The sequence below is a fragment of the Paucibacter sp. KBW04 genome (assembly GCF_003852425.1).
In the GTDB taxonomy this organism is placed as follows: Bacteria; Pseudomonadota; Gammaproteobacteria; order Burkholderiales; family Burkholderiaceae_C; genus Paucibacter_A.
Genome location: NZ_QAJN01000021.1, coordinates 102,548 through 122,015 on the forward strand (window position 1 = coordinate 102,548; position 19,468 = coordinate 122,015).

The following is a 19,468-nucleotide window of genomic DNA, read 5'->3' on the forward strand; positions in this document are numbered from 1 at the left end:
GTGGGCGCGGCCGGCAGGGCCTGTTTGAGCTAGCTCAAGAAAGCGCTTGGCCGCTGCAGCGTTTGTGCAACTCGCGGCCACAGCGGGAGGGAACAGGCGTATGGAGGGCCGCCTTCAGTCCTGCAGCCAGGCGTGATGCTGCAGCCAGCGGCCCAGCTCGTTGTCATTGGCGAAGTCCAGCTTGGCAAAGAGATGGGCACGATGGCTCTCGACCGAGCGCGGGCTGCACGGTGGATCCAACATCCGTGCAACCTCTTTGTTAGGCCGGCCCAGGGCCACGTGGCGGGCCACCTCGCGCTCGCGCGGGGTCAGCAGGCGCCAGCGGGTCAGGGCATCGGCGCGCGCCTGGGCGGCGTCCAGGGCCTGAGGCAGCTTGGCCAGCAGCTCGGCGGTATTGGGTTTGACCACCCAGTCGAAGGCGCCCTTCTTGACCGCCTCGATGGCCATCGCGATCTCGCCATGACCCGACAGAAACAAGACCACCAGCGGGCTGTGCAAGCCCAGCAGGCGCTCGAACACCTCCAGCCCGCTCAACAAGCCCTGGCCCATGCGCAGATCCAGGATCACGCAGCCGGGCTGCTGTGGGTCCAGCGCCTCCAAAAAGGCCTCGCCCGAGGCAAAGGCCTGCACCGGCTGGCCGCTGGCGAAGAGCAGCATCATCAGGGAGCGGCGCACCGCCTCATCGTCGTCGACGACGTAGAGATTGAGCTTGTGATGGGGGCTGTTGCGGCTACTCATGGCGGCAGGGGGAGGCTGAGGCTGAAACAAGCGCCCGGTCCGTCCAGACGGTTGGCGGCGCTGAGGGCGCCACCATGGGCTTCGGCAATGCTGCGGCAGATCTTCAGGCCCAGGCCCAGGCCGTCGGGTTTGGTGCTGAAGAAGGGGTCGAAGAGATGGCCCAGCAGCTCCGGCGCGATGCCGGGGCCGTGGTCCCGCACTTGCAGGCTCAAGACTTGAGCCTCGACGCTGACCTCAATCTCGATCTGGCGGCGCTCTTGCGCCAGCTCCTGGCCGGCCTGCAGGGCGTTCATCAGCAGATTGATCATCAGCTGCTCCAGCAACAAGGGGTCGCCGCGCACGGCGGGCAAGCCCTCTTGGAGCTTGAGCCTGAGCCTGGCCTTGCGCAGGCGCAGCTCGGGCGCCAGCAAGGCCTGAACGCGGGCCAGCAGGGCCGCGATGTCCACCGCCTCATGCACGCCACCGCGCTGGCGCACCAGGCCGCGCAGGCGCTTGACGATCTCGGCCGCGCGCTGGGCCTGGGCCACGATTTCGTCCAGGCTCTCGATCAGCAGCCCCTGGCTATTGATCGAACCCTGCTCGGCAAAAGCCCGCGCTGCCAGCGCGAAGTTGGACAAGGCCATCAAGGGCTGGTTCAGCTCATGGGCCAGGGTGGAGGCCATCTCGCCCAGACCGGCCAGGCGGGCGCTGCGCTGCAGCTGCGCGTCTTGCAAGCGCTGGCGCTCCTCCGCCTGCTTCTGTGCCGTGATGTCCACCACCGAGCTCATCCAGCCGCTGTGCTGGCCGGCCGCATCGATCAGCGGTGCCGTGTAAACCATGGTGTAGACCTCATGCCCATCGCGGTGGCGCACGCGGGACTCAAAGCCGTTCAGGGCCGCGCGGCCGCTCAGCGCCGCTTCGCTATCGCGCCAATGCTGGTCCAGATCGTCCGGGTGCCAGTAGGGGTAGGGCGGCTTGGCGCCTAACAACTCCTCGGCACGGTAGCCCACCATCTCGCACAGGGCGGGGTTGACGTAGATGATGCGGCCGTCCGGCGCGCGCGCCCGCATGCCCACCAGCAGCGAGTCTTCCATGGCCTTGCGGAAGGCATGGGCCTCTTGCAGCTCGCGGGTGCGCTCCTGCACCCGCTGCTCCAGTTCCAGCCGCGCCAGTCTTTGCTCGGCAAAACGGCGCTCGCGCAAGCGCCAGTACAGCGCGCCCAACAGGCCTAGCCCACCGGCCAGCGCCGCCAGGGCCTGGGCCAGATTGCGGGCCTGGCGCAGCTCGGCCAGATCGCTCATCACCGTCAGCGTCCAGCCCAGCTCGGGCAGGGCCTGGTCCAGGGCCAGGAACTGCCTTTGGCGCCCGGCGATGCGGGTTTGGATGCGGTACTCGGCCTGGTCTGGCACCCGCTCGTCGGCCCAGGGCATGGTGGCATAACTGCGGTGGCCGCCGTACTGGCCGTGCGCATCCAGCCAGGCAAGATCGGCCGGGCTGAGGGGCTGGCGGCTGCGGTAGTACCAGTCCTTCACCGAGCCCAAAAAAGCGATGCCCCGCGCGTCGTAAAGCAGCACCGGGTCTTGCGCCTTGGCCCAGGTGGCTTCCAGTGCGTCCAGGCTGACCTTGACCACCATCACGCCCAGCACCGGCCCTGCCGCATCGGCACGCACGGGCGCGGCGATGAAGAGCCCCGGCACGCCGGTGGTCAGGCCCACGCCGTAGAACACGCTGCGCTGGCCGCGCATGGCTTCCTCGAAGTAGGGCCGGCTGGCGTAGTTCTGGCCCACAAAGCTGTCGCTCGTCTGCCAGTTGCTGGCGGCCAAGGCTTTGCCTTGCGCGTCCAGCAGATAGAGCGCGGCCGCGCCGCTATGCGTCTGCACCTGGGCCACATAGCGATTGGCTTGCAGGCGGGCGGCGGCGTCCAGGGGCTGGCGCAGCAGGGCCAGGATGAGCGGATGCTGGGCGGCGGTGAAGGGCAGGTAGTCGAACTTCTCGGCCGCGCCGCGCAGGCCCAGGGCATGGACCTCGACCGCCCGTTGCAGGCCCTGCACCTTGATTTGCAACTCGCGCCGCTCGGCCCAGTGCCCGGCCGCCCAGGCGGCGAGGGCCAGCAGCAGCGCGGCCAGCAAGGCCAGCAGGCCACGGCGCAGAACGGGAGACAGGGAGGTGCGAGACATGGTGTGAGCAAGGGGTCGCCGCATTGTCGACGGGCGCTTGCTTTGACGCCCCTGCGTAGAACTACGCAGGGCCGCGCGGTGACTCGAACGGATGCGCCTGTGGCCGAGTCTGGCGAGACTGGGCCGACCTTAGCTAGAACAATAGGAGACCGCCCATCATGGACCACAGCATCACACCCAGCCGCGCAGCCGCCAGCGGCGCCCCGGCCAGCAGCGCGCCCGAGCGCATCGACGCCAGCCGACTCAAGGCCATTCTGGTCGGCTCGGCTGGCAATTTGGTCGAGTGGTATGACTTCTACTGCTACGCGGCCTTCTCGCTCTACTTCGCCAACTCCTTCTTCCCGGCCCAGGATGCGACGGCGCAGATGATGTCCACCGCTGGCATCTTCGCCCTGGGGTTTTTTGTGCGGCCTCTGGGTGGCCTGCTGTTCGGCCGCATCGGCGACCGCCTGGGCCGCCGTCAGGCTTTGATGACCTCGGTGCTGCTGATGTGCTTGGGCTCGCTCATCATCGCCTGCGCCCCCACCTACGCCATGGTCGGCGCCTGGGCACCGGCCCTGCTGCTGCTGGCCCGCTTGCTGCAAGGCCTGAGCCTGGGCGGTGAGTACGGCTCCAGCGCCACGTACCTGTCCGAGATGGCCAGCTCCAAGCATCGGGGCTTCTATGCCAGCTTTCAGTACGTGACCCTGATCGGCGGGCAGCTGACGGCCTTGCTGGTGCTCCTGCTCTTGCAACATGTCTTCCTCAGCCCCGAGGAGCTGAAGGCCTGGGGCTGGCGCATCCCCTTCTTCATCGGCGCTCTGCTGGCGCTGATCGCCCTGGCCATGCGGCGCGAGATGCCCGAGACCGCCTCGTTTGAAAAGGCCAAGCGCCAAAGCGGCAAGCAGGCCCTGGGCGGCCTGCGCCAGCTGGCGCGCTACCCCAAGGAGGTGATGGTGGTGGTGGGCCTGACCATGGGCGGCACCCTGGCCTTCTACGTCTACACGACCTATATGCAGAAGTTCCTGCGCCTCTCGGTCGGCCTGACGGATGCGCAGACCACGGCCGTCTCGGCCGCCTCCCTGGTCTTCGCCATGTGCTTGCAGCCGCTTTACGGCGCCTTGTCGGACCGCATCGGCCGCCGCCCCTTGCTCTTGGGCTTTGCCGTGCTGGGCACTTTGTTCACCGTGCCTTTGCTGACGGCGATTCGACATGCTCAGGGCCCCTGGGAAGCCTTCGGCCTGATCGCGATTGCCTGGTTGATTCTGTCGGGCTACACCTCGATCAACGCGGTGGTGAAGGCCGAGATGTTTCCTGCCGCCATTCGCACCACCGGCGTGGGCGTGCCCTACGCCGTGGCAGTGTCGCTGTTCGGCGGCACGGCCGAGTACATCGCCCTGTGGTTCAAGCAAGCTGGCAATGAGAGCGGCTTTTACTGGTACGCCACCGCCGTCATCGCCTGCACCTTGCTGGTCTATCTGGGCATGCGCGACACGCAGAAGCATTCGCAGATTGATGCGGAAGAGCGGGCCTGAGCAAGCCCCTCAAGCTTGAAGAAATAGGCCGGACCCTGGCGGAGCTCGGCCTTTTGTTTTTTGCAGCGAGTCGAAGCTGGAGGCGCTTGCGGCTTCGGTGACTTTCCGCATGGCTTGGGCAAGGCTTGCGCTGCTATGGTGCGAGTCATCCAATCTTTCTGTCCAAACCGGAGTTCTCACGTGCCCCCTCGTTCTATTGCCCTGGCCGCCGCCCTGTGCGCGGCCAGTTTTGCCCAAGCCGCCGCCATTCCCGAATTCGTGCCCGATGTGGACAAGAGCCAATCGGCCTGCAGCGACTTCAATGCCTGGGCCAATAACAACTGGATCAAGGCCAACCCCATCCCTTCGGACAAGAGCCGCTGGGGCGGCTTTGATCAGTTGGCCGAGAAGAGCCAGAACGCGCAGCGCAGCCTTGTTGAAGCGGCCGCCAAGAACGCCGACAAGGCCAAGCCCGGCTCCATCGAGCAAAAGATCGGCTGGATCTACCGCGCCGCCATGGACGAGGCCGCCATCGAGCGCGCCGGCTTCGACCCGATCAAGCAGGACCTGGCCGCCATCGATGCACTGAAGAGCAGCGCCGACGTCGTCGCCTGGTTGCAGCAAAGCCATGCCCGCGGCGAGGGGCGAGCCTTCGGCTTCGGCGTCAGCGCCGATTACAAAAACGCCAAGCGCCAGATCGCCTTCGCCAGACAGGGCGGCCTGGGCCTGCCTGGCCCCGAGTACTACAGCAAGGACGAGTACGCCAAGCTGCGTGAGAGCTATCTGGCCCACATCGCCAGCAACTTCGAATTGACCGGCACAGCGGCTGACCAAGCCAAGTCGCGCGCGGCCCTGGTGATGGATCTGGAGAGCAAGTTGGCCGCTGCCTCCTTGCTGCGCGTGGAGCTTCGCAAGCCGGAGAATCAGTACAACTTTGTCACCATCGCGCAGGCCAACAAGATCACCCCGCACTGGGACTGGGCCCACTACTTCAAGATCATGAAGGTTGATGCTGGTGTTTCAGGCACGGGCGGCTTCTCGCTCTCGCAGCCCAAATTCTTCGCCGCCTTCGATGCCTTGCTGGAGCAAGCGCCGGTGGCGCAATGGCAGGCTTATTTCGCCTTCCACACCATCGATGGCGCCGCGCCCGCGCTGTCCAAAGCCTTCCAGGATCAGAACTTCGCCTTTTACGGCCGCGCCATCAACGGCACGCCCGAGCAGGAAGTGCGCTGGAAGCGCGCCCTGGGCGCCGTCAACAGCCATATGGGCCAAGCCCTGGGCCAGCTCTATGTGAAGGAATACTTCCCGCCCGAGGCCAAGGCCCGCGCGCAGGAGCTGGTCGATAAGGTCCGTAACGCTCTGAAAGCACGCATCGAAAACCTCGACTGGATGAGCCCCGAGACCAAGACCAAGGCCATCGCCAAGTGGGCGACTTTTCTGCCCAAGATCGCCTATCCCGACAGCTGGCGAGATTGGAGCGGCCTGAGCATCACGGCCGATAGCCACTACGCCAATGTGCGCGCGGCCCGCGTCTTCAATCAGCGCTTCTACCTCGCCAAGATCGGCAAGGAAACGGACCGCTACGAATGGAATATGACGCCGCAAACCGTCAACGCCTACTACAGCCCCTCCACCAACACCATCAACTTCCCCGCGGCCATCCTGCAGCCGCCCTTCTTCTACGCCAAGGGCGACGACGCCATTAACTTCGGTGGCATCGGCGCCGTTATCGGCCACGAGGCCGGCCATGGCTTCGATGACCAGGGCAGCCAGTTTGACGGCGAGGGCAATAACCTCAACTGGTGGACGGCCGAGGACCGCAAGCGCTTCGATGAGCGCGCCAACAAGCTGGTGGCCCAGGCCGATGAATATGTCCCCATGGCCCAGTACCCAGACAAGCATGTCAACGGCCGCCTGACCTTGGGTGAAAACATCGGTGACCTCGGCGGGCTCAATATGGCCTACGACGCCATGGTCCAGGCCACCGCCGGCCAGCCCGATCCCATGCTGGACGGCATGAGCCGCGACCAACGCTTCTTCATGAACTGGGCCAAGGTCTGGGCCAGCAGCATCCGGCCGGAGGCTCAACTGCTGCGCCTGAACACCGACCCGCATGCCCCGGCCAGCTTCCGCACCAATGCCGCCCCCTCCAATATGCCGGCCTTCGCCAAGGCCTATGGCTGCAAGCCGGGTGATGCGATGGTGAGGCCGGAAGACAAGCGGGTGCTCATCTGGTGAGCCCGGTGGCGCTCATCGGTTGAATGCACAAGGGCCTGCACACATGCTTAGCCCTTCGCCAGCTTGCCTCGGCCGATGTTCAAAAACCAAGTTGCAGCGTCGCCAGCCAGCGCCGACCCGCGCGCCCGGCTTGGGCCAGGCCTTGGGCCTCGGCATTGCTGGCGATATGGCTGAGATGGCATTGCCAAGGCCCTTGCGACCAGCTCAGGTCGATGCTGCCGAAGACATAGCTGCGCGGCTCGGCTGTTCGGTGAGCGTAAAGGCCCAGGCCCGCGTCGAGCGCCAGGCTGAGCGGCAAGTTCTGACGCAGCCCCAAGCTGGCGCTGAAGGCGGGCGCGCTGATCAAATTGTTCTGAGCATCGCGGCGGCTGATCTTGGGGAACCAGCTGCCGCTGAGGACCCAACGGCCTTGCCAGATCAAATGCCCGGCAAGCTCGTCGTAGTTGAAGTTGCTGCGCTGCTCGCTCCCCGGATAGGCCGCGTGGGCGTAGCCCAGCTCGCCGCTCCAGTCCTGATCCCATTGCCAGGTCCGTCCGAGTCGAGCGGATGTTTGCAGCACCCGGCCCTCGGCGTCACGATGCAAGGCGACGACGCCCAGATCCACGCCCCAGCCCGTGTCGCGCCGCCAAGCAAGATCCAAACTCTGGCTGCCCTGGCCCATACTGCGCGTGAGGCCGCGCACCACATAGTCGGTGGACAAAGCCAGGCTCAGGCCCCAGTCATCGGCTTGAGCCGGCTGGGCGACCCAGAGCATCGCGAGGCCAGTGAGCGTCCACACAGCCGAGGCCCGAGTCAGGGGTAAAACTTTTTTTCGAAAACAGGCAACCATAGACCTCCCTCCGGGTACTCACGGCCATGATTTCCAAACCCTTTGCCGTCGACTCTGCGCTCGCGGCGGATGCTTTGGATAGACAGGAGTTGGCCGCAGCAGCGACGGGGGATCGTGCCGCTTTCGAGCGACTGTACCGTCGATACTTCGCGCGACTCAGTCGATTTTTGCGGCGCTTCAACCGCAGCCCTGAGTTGATCGAGGACGTGGTCAACAAGACCTTGTGGGTGGTCTGGAACCGCGCTTCCGAGTTCCGCGGGGAGGCCAAGGTCAGCACCTGGATCATGGGCATCGCCTATCGAACCCTGCTGAAAGCCCTGCGCGATGCTGAGCCGCTGTCGGCCAGCGAGCCCACCGGCAACACCGCTGGGGGCGATAGTCATCATGTGGACCCGCTGGCGCGCAGCGATCCAAGGCCCGAACAAGAGCTGCGGGATTGGCTGGCAAAAGGCCTGCAGCGCCTGCCCGAGGACTTGCGCATGACCTTGGAGCTGGCCTATTTTCTGGGCCTGTCCTGTGCCGAGATCGGCCAGGTGATGGGCTGCGCCGAAGGCACGGTCAAAGCCCGTATGTTCAACGCCCGCTTGCGTCTGAGAAACCTGATGCCGGCACTGGGAGGGCTAGACGCTAGCTCGGATGGCGCCCTCCGAAACCAACAAGGTTGATCGCCATGGATGCCTCATTTCAAGCGCAGGAATCGGCTCATGCACGAGCATGGGAACTGATCCCCTGGGTACTCAACGGCAGCGCTGATGCGGCCCAGCGCCAGAGCCTGGAGGCGCACTTGCTTCAGTGCGCGGATTGTCGCGAAGAGATGCACTTTCAGCAGCTGCTGCAGCAGGGCATGCAGCAAGACGCCGAGGGGCAGTGCGAATCGAGGGATGCCGACGTAGATGCGGCGCTGCGGCGTTTTTGGGCGCAGGACCAAGCGCCCATCGAAGCCGCCCCGCTTGCCAAAGAGGCGCGGCCTCGCTTCCTGGGCCTGGACTGGCCTCGCGCCATGGCCGCTGGCCTGCTCTTGCAGGCGGCGGCCCTGGGTGTTCTGTGGCAGCGCTACGCCGGTGTTGCCCATGACTACCAGGTGCTGAGCCAGCCGGCGGAGCAGGCGGTGGGAGTGGCACCCAGCATCCGTTTTGTGCCGGCGCCGCAAATGGCCTTGGGGGACTTGCAGGCCTTGCTGCAACGCCATCATCTGCGCTTGGTGCAGAGCAGCGCCGAGGGGCAATTTTTCGGCTTGGCACCCAGCCCGCAGGCCCGGGCTTCGGTCCCCGAGTTGGTGAAGGCTTTGCGTGCCGAACCCGGTGTTTTGCTGGCCGAGCCTTTGGGGCCGGCCGAGCCCGCGGCCTCGCAACCATGAGTGCAGGCCGCCTGTTCACGCTACTGCTCGCGCTAGGCCTGGGCTTGATCTGGCCCAGCGCCTTTGCCACCCAGCCTGGGGCTTTGATGGATGAGGAGGGGAGCGAGACCCTGCTGATCGTGGCACTCGCCGACAAGGGCTTCAGCCTGCCGCCCGTGGGCGGAACACCGCGCGCGGCCTACGGGGCGAGCCAGACTTATGCGGCGAGCCCGTCCACGCAGACGCTCGCCGCCGAGATTGCACGGAGCCATGGTTTGGCGTGGCGTGCGGCCTGGACGATTGCGCCCCTGAAGCTGCACTGCATCTTGTTCCGCATCAGCTCGGGGCAGGACCGGGATCGAGTGCTGCAGCGCTTGCAGGCCGACGACCGTGTCGCCCTGGCCCAGCCGCTCAATCAGTTTGAGACTTTGGGCGAGGCCAGCGCAGCCGCCGAATTCAACGACCCCTATTGGCCTTTGCAGCGCGGCTTCGCGCGCATGGAGGTGATCGAAGCGCAGCGGTGGACGCGCGGGGAGGGCGTGAAAGTCGCCTTGATCGACACCGGCTTGGACGCTCGCCATCCCGACCTGCTGGGGCGGGTGCAACTGCAACGAGATTTCGTCGGCCCTGCGCATCCGCCCCCTCCCCAAGGTGAGCGACATGGGACGCAGATGGCAGGCGTGATCGCCGCCGTGGCCAACAATCAGATCGGCATCGTGGGTATGGCGCCGCAGGCTCGCTTGCTGTCTTTTCGCGCCTGTTGGGAGCGGGACGCTGCGGCCGCCCGTTGCGACAGTTTCACCCTGGCCCAGGCCTTGGGGGCCGCTATCGCGGCAGAGGCGGACATCATCAATCTCAGTCTGGGCGGCCCGGCGGATCCCTTGCTGAGCCTCTTGACGGGATACGCGCTCAAGCGTGGTGTTTGGGTGCTGGGGGCCTTGCCCCTCAATGGCAGTTTGCAGGGCTTTCCAGCTAACGTGGCGGGTGTGCAGACCGTGAGCATGGAGCCCGAAGGGGCGGATGCTGCCGCCGGCGTGGCGGGCGAATCGGCCTCGCTGCTGGCACCGGGCCGTGAGGTGCTGACCTTGAGCCCGGGCGGGCGATATGACTACGCCAGTGGCAGTTCCCTGGCGACCGCCCATGCCACGGGCCTCGCCGCCTTGTTGCGATCCCTGCCCTTGCAGGGCACTAGCGTTCAGCGCTCTTTGCGCGAACTGCTTGCGCCCGCCGGTACGGGCCCGAGCCTCAATGCCTGCCAGGCCTTGAAAGCGCTGCGGCCTCAGCAACAGTGCCGAGGGCTGGCCAAGACTCCCTAGTTTGACGGGCCGGCGGCGCAACGATTGGCGTCGCCCGGGGTACTCATCCACAGCCGCCGCAATCTGCGCAGGCCTCTTGAACTTGATGGATGTTTGACCTTCAACCGGGAACAAAAAATGAAGCACAGCGCAATGAATACCGCTTATGCGGCCTGCTCGGCACTCCTGCTGGGTGTGGCCGCCTTGGCTGCCTCGCCAGCGCAGGCGGTGACGGTGGGAGACCCCACGGGGGACTTTCTGAGCACCTACAAAGGCGCCCAGACCGGCGAGTTTGATGTGGTCGCCAGCTGGGTCAATTACGACCCCAACCGCGACGTCTTCCAACTCTCCGCCACCATGGCGGGCAATATCTCGCCGACCTCCTTGGCCGCCTATGTCTGGGGCTTCGACCGCGGGCATGGCACGGCAGCCTTCGGCAGCAGTTTGGGCCTGACACAGGTGCTGTTCGATCGAACCGTGGTGGTGAACGCCAATGGCTCCATCGTCAGCGGGGGCGTCAACGTCGGCACGGCCACCATCTTTGGCTCCACCATCACGGCCACCATCGCCGGCTCGGTCTTGCCAGAGAACGGCTTCAGCAAGGCCAACTACACCTGGAATCTGTGGCCGCGCTTCACAGGTACCAGCTTCAATGGCGTGACGGTCTCGGGCGTGTCTGCGATCCCCGACTTCGCCCCCAACACCGTCAACGCCGCGGTGACGGCCGTGCCCGAACCCTCATCCCTGGCCTTGATGGTGCTGGGGCTGGGCGGCTTTGCCTGGCTGCGTCGTCGCCAGCAGAGCTGAGCGCAGGCGAACTGCGGCCTCCCAAGGCGTGGCATTCTCTGAGTGGCGCCGCCTTGGGGCCAGAGTCGCCCTGGGGCTTTGTGCGCGAGCCCTCCGCGCCCCGGCGTGAGGTGATCGCACAAGTCGAGGGCCGAGGCTTGGTGAGCCGCATGCAGATGACGCGGCAATTGCTGGACAGTTTTTGACCTCAATGTTTGCCGTTCAGGCTGCGGGGCTAGGCTGAGAAATCAAGGTCCTTGCTTGCCACCACGCCGGTCGTCCTGCCGGGTGCCGATTCATAGGCCCAGTAGAGATTGGTGTGGGCAATGACCTGCTCGGGTGGCGGCGCACCCCACTTTGAGTAATCGTCTGTGGTGTGGGCATCGCTCACCAGCACAACGTCATAACCTCGTACATGAGCGCCATGCAGGCTTGAGCGAATACAGGCGTCGGTCTGCGCGCCCACCACAACGAGCTTGCCGACTTGAAGCTCATGCAGCGCGGCTTCGAGAGAGGTGTCTTCGAAGGCGTCCCCGTAGTGCTTGTCCACGCGCAACTCTGCTTTGTTGGGCACGAGTTCGGGGACGATTTGCCAGGCGTCGCTGTCCTTCGGCAGTTCGGCGCTGGTGTGCTGCACCCAGATCACCGGGGTCTGGCTTTGCCTTGCTTTCGCCACCACCTCCGCCACATGGTCGATCACCGCGGCACGCGCATGTGCTGCGGCCAAGACCTTGTTCTGCATGTCGATGACGAGCAAGGCGGTGTGGGGTCTGTTCTTGAGCGCAGTCATCCGTTTCTCCGATTGATGAGTTGGGTCACTGAGTTGGACGGGGCCGCCTCCTCGGGCGCCTGGATCAAGCATAGTGAGGAAGGCCGTGCTGTGCTCATGCACAGGGCGGTGGGAACCCGACAATCGCACCTGTCTGAATCAAACATTCAGGTTCGGATGAAGGTTCGCTTAGTTTCAAGGCCTGAGCCTTGGCGCCCGCCTAGCCACTTGGTTCAGCCTGTTCTCGCCACTGATTGCGCTGGCACACCGGGATCGTTAACCTGCTTCGGTCTACGCAGCTTTTTTTAAAAAGGGACCTGGCATGCCTTTCGATCCTCACCTGGCCGATTTGATGCGAACAGCCTTGGCGGGCCGCCCAGGCGTTCAGGAGAAGAAGATGTTCGGCGGCTTCTGCTGGATGCTGCACGGCCACATGCTTTGTGGTGTCGAAGTGGGCCGTTTCATGTTCAGGGTGGGCAAGGATTTGGAAGCAGAGGCGCTCTCTCGGCCCGGCGCAAAGCCAATGGACATCACGGGCAAGCCAATGCGCGGCATCGTCTGGGTCAACGCCGACGATGCCATCGATGCGGGGCTCGGCAACTGGATTGAATTGGCCGCTCGCTTCGCAAACTCACTGCCGCCCAAGTAGCGCGCGGCGGTAGCCATTACGCAGCGGCAGGCGGTCTGTTTGGTGCAGCCGTTCATTTGCGGCGACTCGGGCGCGGGCAAGTTGGGCGCTGGCTGCAGTCATGCCAAGCGAGGACTGCCCGTCGTGCCGGACGGGCAAAGTCAGCTCAGCTCAAATCAACCCAAGTTCAAGCGCTTACACAACTCCAAGGTCAACCCCGACTGATTGAGCGTGTAGAAGTGAATCCCCGGCGCGCCGCCTGCGATCAGGCGTTCGCAGACGCGGGTCATCACGTCCAGGCCGAAGGCGCGGATGGAGGCGGCGTCGTCCATATAGCCTTCCATCTTGAGTGCCACCCAGCGCGGGATTTCGATGCCGTCGCGGGCGGCGAATTGGGCAATGCGGGCGTAGTTGTGGAAGGGCATGATGCCCGGCACGATGGGGGCGTCCACGCCCAATTTGCGCACTTCGTCCACGAAGTTGAAGTAGGCGTCGGGGTTGAAGAAGAACTGGGTAATCGCGGCGTTAGCACCGGCCTTCATCTTGTCGGCGAAGTGCTGCAAGTCCTTCGCCGCATAACGTTGCTGCGGGTGGTACTCGGGGTAGGCGGCGACTTCGATCTGCCAGTCCGGGCCCTGGGTTTCGCGGATGAAGCGCACCAGCTCGGAGGCATAGCGGAACTCGCCGGCCGTGGCGGTGCCGCTGGGCAAATCACCACGCAGGGCGACCACGCGGCGGATGTTCTGGGCGCGGTAGGTGGCCAGAATCTCCGCGATGTTTTCGCGGGTGGAGCCCACGCAGCTCAGGTGCGGCGCGGCCTCATAGCCGCTGGCGGCGATGTCCATCACCGTGGCCAGGGTCTTCTCGCGGGTGGAGCCGCCGGCGCCGTAGGTGACGCTGAAGTAATGCGGGTTCAGAACGCTCAGGTCCTGCACCACGGTCTTGAGCTTTTCGGTGCCGACCGGCGTGTTGGGCGGGAAGAACTCGAAGCTAACGGGAGGCGTCTTTTTGTTCGCGATGCTCATGTTTGTTCCTTGTCCCCAGGCGCACGCGCTGCCCAGAGGAAAAATTCTTTGTTGCCGTCACCGCCGGTGATGGGGCTGTCGAAATAGTCGCGCACCACGAGGCCCACCGCAGCGCAGGCCTCGCGGGCCTTGGCTTCCAGCAGCGGGTACTGGCCTGCGTCCTTCACCAAGCCGCCGCGCGCCACGGCCTTGGGGCCTAGTTCGAACTGCGGTTTGATCAAGAGCAAGACCTGACCCTGGGCAGAAGAAACCCAGGGCAGCAGCTCGGGCAGGGCGCCCAGCATGGAGATAAAGCTGAGGTCACCGACGATGAGGTCGAAGCCGGTCGCGGGCTTGTGCTCGCTCAGGGCCGAGGCCGCCAGCTCACGCACATGCAGGCCTTCAAGTGCCACGATGCGTGCATCGCCCTGCAGCCGCTCATGCAGCTGGTCATGGCCCACGTCCACACCCACCACTTTGGCTGCACCCATTTTGAGCAGGCAGTCGGTGAAGCCGCCGGTGCTTTGGCCCATGTCCAGCACGGTCAGGCCGGCGACGCTCAAGCCGGTGTGCTTCAAGGCACCTTCCAGCTTGAGCCCGCCGCGCGAGACATAACGCGCTTCGGCATCGTCATTCAAGCGCAGCTCCACGCCTTCGATCAAATCCAGGCCTGCCTTGTTGACCGGCGCCCAGCCTTTGGCCGAGCGCCACTCCACCGCGCCCGCTGCGATCAGCCTTTGAGCGATCGAGCGGGTGGAGCAGAGGCCTTGGGAGACCAGGAGTTGATCAGCGCGCATGGAACTTTGAAGACGATGGAAAAGTGCGCAGCTCAGCTGCGCTTCAGCCCTTGAATTGAGGCGATGGTCCCCGGGCGTAGCGAGCGCCTGTCAGGCAAGGCGTGGGGGGATCCGCAGACCGGAACGTAGCAGCGCTACGTGAGGATCTGCGGAGGGACCCACAACGCCGCATGGCAGGCGCGCAGTAGCCCGTGACAATCAGTAGCGGTAGGTGTCGGGTTTGAACGGGCCTTGCTTGGGAACACCGATATAAGCCGCCTGCTCTTCCGTCAGCTCCGACAACTGCGCATTCAGCGTGGTCAGCTGCAAGCGCGCCACCTTCTCGTCCAGGTGCTTGGGCAGCACATAGACCTTGCCGATGTCGTAAGCGTCCTTGTGGGCGAACAGCTCGATCTGCGCAATCGTCTGGTTAGCAAACGAGGAGCTCATCACATAGCTGGGGTGGCCGGTGCCGCAGCCCAGGTTCACCAGGCGGCCCTTGGCCAGCAGGATGATGCGCTTGCCGTCGGGGAAGATCACGTGGTCGACCTGGGGCTTGATCTCTTCCCACTGGTACTTCTCGATCGAAGCGATGTCGATCTCGTTGTCGAAGTGGCCGATATTACAGACGATGGCGTTGTTCTTCATCGCGGCCATGTGCTCGTGGCGGATCACACCCTTGTTGCCGGTGGTGGTGACGAAGATGTCGGCCTTGTCGGCGGCGTATTCCATGGTGACGACGCGGTAGCCTTCCATCGCGGCTTGCAGGGCGCAGATGGGGTCGATCTCGGTCACCCAGACCTGGGCCGACAGGGCACGCATGGCTTGGGCCGAGCCCTTGCCCACATCGCCGTAACCAGCGATGACGGCGATCTTGCCGGCGATCATCACATCGGTGGCGCGCTTGATGCCGTCCACCAGGGACTCGCGGCAGCCGTAGAGGTTGTCGAACTTGCTCTTGGTGACCGAGTCATTGACGTTGATGGCGCGGAACAGCAGGGTGCCCTTGGCCGACATTTCCTTCAGGCGGTGCACGCCGGTGGTCGTCTCTTCGGTGACGCCGATGATCTCGCGGCTCTTGCGGGTGTACCAGGTCGGGTCTTGGGCAACCTTGGCCTTGATGGCGGCAAACAGCACGCGCTCTTCTTCGCTGCCGGGGTTGGCCAGCACGCTCAGATCCTTCTCGGCCTTCTGGCCCAGATGCATCAGCAAGGTGGCATCGCCGCCGTCGTCCAGAATCATGTTCGGGCCTTCGCCCGGCTCATCCTTGCCGGCGAAGTCGAAGATGCGGTGGGTGTAGTCCCAGTAGTCTTCCAGGGTCTCGCCCTTGTAGGCGAACACGGGCGTGCCTGCGGCCACCAGGGCAGCAGCAGCTTGGTCTTGGGTGGAGAAGATATTGCACGAGGCCCAGCGCACTTCGGCGCCCAGGGCTTGCAGGGTCTCGACCAGCACGCCGGTCTGGATGGTCATGTGCAGGGAGCCGGCGATGCGCGCGCCCTTCAGGGGCTGGCTGGCGGCATATTCCTTGCGGATGGCCATCAGCGCGGGCATTTCGCACTCGGCGATATTGAGTTCCTTGCGGCCCCAGGCGGCAAGCGTCAGGTCGGCAATATGGAATTGTTCTTTGGACAGAGTGGTCGTAGCAGTCATGGCGGGCGGGCTCCTTCAAGAGATGTTGAAGCCGCTGCAGCATGAGTGCGGGAGCCGTGCGGGCGAGGGCTTTGGTCAATGGACTAGCCTCACCGGGACGCGCGATCACCCACAAAAAAAACTGCAGCGGGTGAGCGCGGTTGCAATGAATCTGGGCGGCGCTTGAATGCCGGCACTGGATTCGATTCCGAGCCTGGCCTCATGTCTGTGCGACATGAGGTTGCAACGCTCCTCGGAGTGCGTCAATTCTAGACGCAATGTCACAGGTGATCCAAGGATCAAGCCCGGATTTGAGGACAATCTCACCTAACTATGCAAGCATTCTCTCTCTGCCCCGCCGCCGATTTGGGCCGCATCCACGGCCTTTTGACCGATATCGACGACACCTTGACGGCGGAGGGCGAGATCGCTCCCGCCGCGCTACAAGCCCTGTGGGATCTGCAGGCCGCAGGCATCCCGGTCATCGCCATCACCGGCCGGCCCTCGGGCTGGAGCGAAGCCTTTGCCCTCAGCTGGCCGGTGCGCGCCATCGTGGCGGAGAACGGCGCGGTGATGCTGCGCGCCGATGCCAGCAATGGCCAGCTGCGCCGCGAGTTCTGCCAGGACGCCAGCGCCCGTGCCGTCAATTTCGAGCGTTTGCGTCATTGCGCGGCCGACGTTCTGCGCCGCGTACCCGGCAGCGTGCTGGCCACCGATAGCGCCGGCCGCCTGACCGATATCGCTGTCGATCACAGCGAGCACGCCCATCTGGACGAGGCGCAGATCGCGGCGGTCTGTGCCGTGATGCGCGAGCATGGCCTGCAGGCCACCGTCAGTTCTATCCACATCAATGGCTGGATCGGTGAGCACAGCAAATGGACGGCGGCGGCCTGGGCCGTGCCGGCCTTGCTGAACCGGCCGTTTGATGCGCGTGATTGGGTGTATGTGGGCGACTCCACCAACGACCAGCAAATGTTCGCCAAGATCCCCCTGAGCGTGGGCGTGGCCAATATCGCCCGCTTTGTGCCCCAGCTGCAGACCCTGCCCGCTTACGTGACCCAGGCCGAGCGTGGCGAGGGCTTCGCCGAGGTGGCTCGGGCCTTGTTGGCTGCGCAGCCAAGGCGCTAACGTCGATTTCCCGCGCAGGACTGCGCGATTTGCTCCGCTTTGTGCGAGTAGCGCTACAGATTCGACGGAAAAAGCCGATAGCCTTGGTGATCAAGCGGCTCTTTCGGGCCTGAGGATGTGGCGCATGACGGAAACCACCCAACTGGAGGCCAAGGTACTGCTGCTCGAGCATGACCCGGCCCAGTACCAAATCCTGAGCGATTTTTGCCTGGAGAAAGGCCTCCTGGCCTTGCCGCGCTCGTCGCATAACGCATTAGTCACGCTGTCTCAGCACAAAGACCTGGGCGGCGTGCTGCTGGCCGAGGATCTGCCCTGTGAGGACGGCGACAGCCTGCATCTGGCCCGCGCCATCCACAAGTTGCGCCCCGAGCTGCCGATTTTTCTGCGCCGCACCAGCAGCCGTGCGCTGAGCGTCGAGGAGCAGGAGACCATACGCCATGGCTGGAAGACCGGCGAGATGGCCTCGCTGCACACGGCGGTGGAGCACAATATTTTCAGCCTGCGCTACCCGACGCGCCTGGTCAACGGCATCGTCGAGCTGACCCGTCAGGCCTTGTGCGCCATGTTCCCCAATGCCCAGGTGCTGTCGGAGTCGCCCTATGTGGTGCATGACCGCATCATCCATGGCGAGGTGTCCACCCTGATCGCGATCGAGAGCACCTGGTGCCGCGGCTACATGATGTTGCAGACCGAGGAGCGGGCCTTGCGCCAGGGCCTGATCCAGGGCTTTAGCTACGAGGGCATTGGCGGCGATCTGAACTTCCGCGAGCTCAACAATATGTTGGGCGAGACGACCAATCTGATCTGGGGCGCGTTCAAGAATCGCTACATCCCGCCCCAGGCCTTCACCAATCAGCAGACCCAAGTGCCCATCGTGATCAATCACGAGCACAAGTACATCTCGTTTGGCTCGCAGGACCCGCAGCTGTGCATTCGTTACCAGCTGTCCGACCCCGCCCGGCCGGGTTTGCCGCCCTTGATCGTGGTGCAGCGCTTCATCTTCAACTTGCACTGGTCGCCGGACGAGTTCGCCGAGTTCGACAACAACCCACCTGAGGTAGGGCCCACCGGCGAGTTGGAATTGTTTTGAAAGAGTAAAGGTGCCGGGCGGCTGTAGCGCCCGGACTCTGTTGAGATCTTGAATTAGTTTCGCGCTGGCGCGAGGAGTGTTTGTTATGGCTAATGTTCTTGTGGTCGATGATTCGAGCACCATGCGCGAAATCGTCGCCAGTTTCCTGAGCAAGAACGGCTTCGAGGTGGCGGTGGCCAATGACGGCCGCGACGGGCTTTTTCAGCTGAGCAATGATCCCGGCATCCGCCTGGTGATCAGCGACGTCAATATGCCCAATATGGACGGCCTGGCCATGGCCAAGAAGATCCGTGAGGAGTTCAAGGATCGGGTGATTCACATCATCATGCTGACCACCGAAGACAACCCCGCCATGCGCACCCGAGGCAAAGACATCGGCGTGACCGGCTGGATCGTCAAGCCCTTCCGCGGCGAGGCGGTGCTGGGCCCTTTGCGCAAGCTTTGCGAGATATCAGGCGCTGCCGGGCAAGCCTAAGAAGAGGGCCAGCCTTTGGCTTTCCTCGGCTAGCGCGGCCTTGAAGGCCGCGTCCTGTGGCGCCTTGCCCGACTGATAGCCGCATTGCAGCTGCAAGCTTTGGCCGCGCTCGTCCACCGAGGCATTGGCCCAGCCTTGCACCTCGCCGCGCCACAGCATGGGCAGGGCGTAGTAGCCGAGTCGGCGTTTGGCTGGCGGGGTGTAGGCCTCGAAACGGTAGGCCCAGCCCCAGAACAGCTCGAAGCGCAGGCGGTCCCAGACAATGGGGTCGAAAGGCGCCAGCAGGCGCAGCTCTTCGTCCAGCTTCCAGCGCTTGGAGCGGGGCTCTTCCCCTTCCGGCCAGAACCAGCGCACACCCTCGACCTCGGCACTGGGAAAGAGCTGCTGCGCATGGGCCAGCGCTTTTTTGACCTCGGCCTGCAACTGCGGTGCGCCATAGCGCGTCATGCTGCATAGCTGACTCAAGCTGCGCGCCGGCAAAGGGGCGTACTTGGCCAAGATCAGCCGCAGCAGATCCAGGGCTTTTTCTTGCGGGCTGCTGCTCTCGTCCTCGACGTGTTGCACCGCCTCGTAAATGCGCAGACCCTGTTCCCGGCGCTTGACGCGCAAGAGGCCGCGGTAGTGCATGGCGTCCAGCAAATGGGTGGTGGCATTGCTGCTGCCGCCCCAGGCATTGCGGGTCTGGCCCAGCTGGAAATGCGCTTGCACCTGCTTGGGATGCGCCGGGCCATGGCTGCGCACAAAGGCCTGGATGGCCTCGGCCTGGGTGGCGGTCTTGGCGTCCCAGCCCTGGCGGGCGATGCGCGGGTGCAGCAGGCGCAGATGCTCGCGCGGCACAAAGCCGTAGTTGACGAAGCAGTCTTCCTCGACGTTCAGGCGGGCGTAGCGCAACTCCAGATCGCCGGCGCGATAGTCTTTGACGCGGTGCCTGAGGGTCAGGTCTTGCGCCCGCGCTGGCGCCCGGATGGGGTCGGCTTGCACAAAGCCCAGGCGCTGGATGGCGGCGGGCAGGGTGGTGGGTTTGAACAGGCTGCGCGCGATGGCGTAGCGGCGCAGATCGTCAAGAAGTAGCGGGGCGGTTTTGGGCATTCGGCTGGG

General features: G+C 64.5%; 19 protein-coding genes and 1 riboswitch. Of the genes, 11 read left to right on the top strand and 8 right to left on the bottom strand.

Annotation, left to right across the window (positions count from 1 at the left end):
• Nucleotides 1-114: 114 nt before the first annotated feature.
• Nucleotides 115-738, bottom strand: a complete 624-nt coding sequence (locus DBR47_RS23525) for a response regulator transcription factor (protein WP_124454750.1) — start codon at nucleotides 736-738, stop codon at nucleotides 115-117.
• Nucleotides 735-2,894, bottom strand: coding sequence for a PAS domain S-box protein (locus DBR47_RS23530; RefSeq protein WP_231512476.1), 2,160 nt, complete (start codon nucleotides 2,892-2,894; stop codon nucleotides 735-737). The genes DBR47_RS23525 and DBR47_RS23530 overlap by 4 nt, the downstream gene beginning before the upstream one ends.
• A gap of 158 nt (nucleotides 2,895-3,052) precedes the next feature.
• Here DBR47_RS23530 and DBR47_RS23535 point away from each other — a divergent pair, with 158 nt between their 5' ends.
• Together DBR47_RS23535 and DBR47_RS23540 are read left to right on the top strand one after the other, a co-directional pair.
• Nucleotides 3,053-4,408: an MFS transporter gene (locus tag DBR47_RS23535; RefSeq protein ID WP_124454754.1), complete on the top strand. Its 1,356-nt coding sequence runs from the start codon at nucleotides 3,053-3,055 to the stop codon at nucleotides 4,406-4,408.
• 180 nt (nucleotides 4,409-4,588) lie between these two features.
• A complete protein-coding gene (locus DBR47_RS23540) occupies nucleotides 4,589-6,625 on the top strand; it encodes a M13 family metallopeptidase (protein WP_197047251.1) in 2,037 nt (678 codons plus the stop codon).
• Between the two features lie 79 nt (nucleotides 6,626-6,704).
• Here the strand turns inward: DBR47_RS23540 and DBR47_RS23545 are convergent, their stop codons facing one another.
• The gene (locus DBR47_RS23545; protein ID WP_148090438.1) at nucleotides 6,705-7,379 is read right to left on the bottom strand and encodes a hypothetical protein; all 675 of its coding nucleotides are present in this window, start codon (nucleotides 7,377-7,379) and stop codon (nucleotides 6,705-6,707) included.
• A gap of 101 nt (nucleotides 7,380-7,480) precedes the next feature.
• On the opposite strand from DBR47_RS23545, the gene DBR47_RS23550 reads away from it, so the two are divergent.
• The 5 genes from DBR47_RS23550 (at nucleotide 7,481) to DBR47_RS25290 (ending at nucleotide 11,077) form a co-directional block, all read left to right on the top strand.
• A complete protein-coding gene (locus DBR47_RS23550; protein ID WP_124454759.1) occupies nucleotides 7,481-8,119 on the top strand; it encodes an RNA polymerase sigma factor in 639 nt (212 codons plus the stop codon).
• A gap of 5 nt (nucleotides 8,120-8,124) precedes the next feature.
• On the top strand, nucleotides 8,125-8,811 hold the full coding sequence (locus DBR47_RS23555) for a zf-HC2 domain-containing protein (RefSeq protein ID WP_124454761.1): 687 nt from the start codon (nucleotides 8,125-8,127) through the stop codon (nucleotides 8,809-8,811).
• A complete protein-coding gene (locus DBR47_RS23560) occupies nucleotides 8,808-10,106 on the top strand; it encodes a S8 family serine peptidase (RefSeq protein WP_124454763.1) in 1,299 nt (432 codons plus the stop codon). Before DBR47_RS23555 ends, DBR47_RS23560 begins: the two co-directional genes overlap by 4 nt.
• Before the next feature lie 117 nt (nucleotides 10,107-10,223).
• Complete coding sequence (locus tag DBR47_RS23565; RefSeq protein WP_124454765.1) at nucleotides 10,224-10,892, top strand: PEP-CTERM sorting domain-containing protein; 669 nt, start codon at nucleotides 10,224-10,226, stop codon at nucleotides 10,890-10,892.
• 53 nt (nucleotides 10,893-10,945) lie between these two features.
• Nucleotides 10,946-11,077, top strand: coding sequence for a hypothetical protein (locus DBR47_RS25290; RefSeq protein ID WP_255420806.1), 132 nt, complete (start codon nucleotides 10,946-10,948; stop codon nucleotides 11,075-11,077).
• Nucleotides 11,078-11,106: 29 nt separating this feature from the next.
• Here the strand turns inward: DBR47_RS25290 and DBR47_RS23570 are convergent, their stop codons facing one another.
• A complete protein-coding gene (locus DBR47_RS23570) occupies nucleotides 11,107-11,661 on the bottom strand; it encodes an isochorismatase family protein (protein ID WP_124454766.1) in 555 nt (184 codons plus the stop codon).
• A 301-nt stretch (nucleotides 11,662-11,962) separates the two neighbouring features.
• Here DBR47_RS23570 and DBR47_RS23575 point away from each other — a divergent pair, with 301 nt between their 5' ends.
• Nucleotides 11,963-12,289: a TfoX/Sxy family protein gene (locus DBR47_RS23575; RefSeq protein WP_124454768.1), complete on the top strand. Its 327-nt coding sequence runs from the start codon at nucleotides 11,963-11,965 to the stop codon at nucleotides 12,287-12,289.
• A gap of 155 nt (nucleotides 12,290-12,444) precedes the next feature.
• On the opposite strand, the gene metF is transcribed toward DBR47_RS23575, so the two are convergent.
• The 3 genes from metF to ahcY form a co-directional block, all read right to left on the bottom strand.
• Nucleotides 12,445-13,293 carry a methylenetetrahydrofolate reductase [NAD(P)H] gene (metF, locus tag DBR47_RS23580; protein WP_124454771.1) on the bottom strand — a complete coding sequence of 283 codons (849 nt, stop codon included), beginning with the start codon at nucleotides 13,291-13,293 and terminating at the stop codon, nucleotides 12,445-12,447.
• On the bottom strand, nucleotides 13,290-14,069 hold the full coding sequence (locus tag DBR47_RS23585) for a TlyA family RNA methyltransferase (RefSeq protein WP_124454773.1): 780 nt from the start codon (nucleotides 14,067-14,069) through the stop codon (nucleotides 13,290-13,292). Before DBR47_RS23585 ends, metF begins: the two co-directional genes overlap by 4 nt.
• Before the next feature lie 198 nt (nucleotides 14,070-14,267).
• Nucleotides 14,268-15,698, bottom strand: coding sequence for an adenosylhomocysteinase (gene ahcY / locus DBR47_RS23590; protein WP_124454774.1), 1,431 nt, complete (start codon nucleotides 15,696-15,698; stop codon nucleotides 14,268-14,270).
• 125 nt (nucleotides 15,699-15,823) lie between these two features.
• Nucleotides 15,824-15,938: riboswitch (S-adenosyl-L-homocysteine riboswitch) on the bottom strand.
• Nucleotides 15,939-16,010: 72 nt separating this feature from the next.
• Here ahcY and DBR47_RS23595 point away from each other — a divergent pair.
• From DBR47_RS23595 to DBR47_RS23605, 3 genes are all read left to right on the top strand, one after another.
• The gene (locus tag DBR47_RS23595) at nucleotides 16,011-16,805 is read left to right on the top strand and encodes an HAD-IIB family hydrolase (RefSeq protein ID WP_124454776.1); all 795 of its coding nucleotides are present in this window, start codon (nucleotides 16,011-16,013) and stop codon (nucleotides 16,803-16,805) included.
• 124 nt (nucleotides 16,806-16,929) lie between these two features.
• A complete protein-coding gene (locus tag DBR47_RS23600; protein WP_197047252.1) occupies nucleotides 16,930-17,895 on the top strand; it encodes a chemotaxis protein CheX in 966 nt (321 codons plus the stop codon).
• An 85-nt stretch (nucleotides 17,896-17,980) separates the two neighbouring features.
• Complete coding sequence (locus DBR47_RS23605; protein ID WP_124454780.1) at nucleotides 17,981-18,370, top strand: response regulator; 390 nt, start codon at nucleotides 17,981-17,983, stop codon at nucleotides 18,368-18,370.
• Here DBR47_RS23605 and DBR47_RS23610 read toward each other — a convergent pair.
• Entirely contained in the window at nucleotides 18,347-19,459 is a 1,113-nt protein-coding gene (locus tag DBR47_RS23610; protein WP_124454782.1) for a DNA glycosylase AlkZ-like family protein, read from the bottom strand. The two genes, DBR47_RS23605 and DBR47_RS23610, sit on opposite strands and share 24 nt — an antisense overlap.
• Nucleotides 19,460-19,468: the final 9 nt, after the last annotated feature.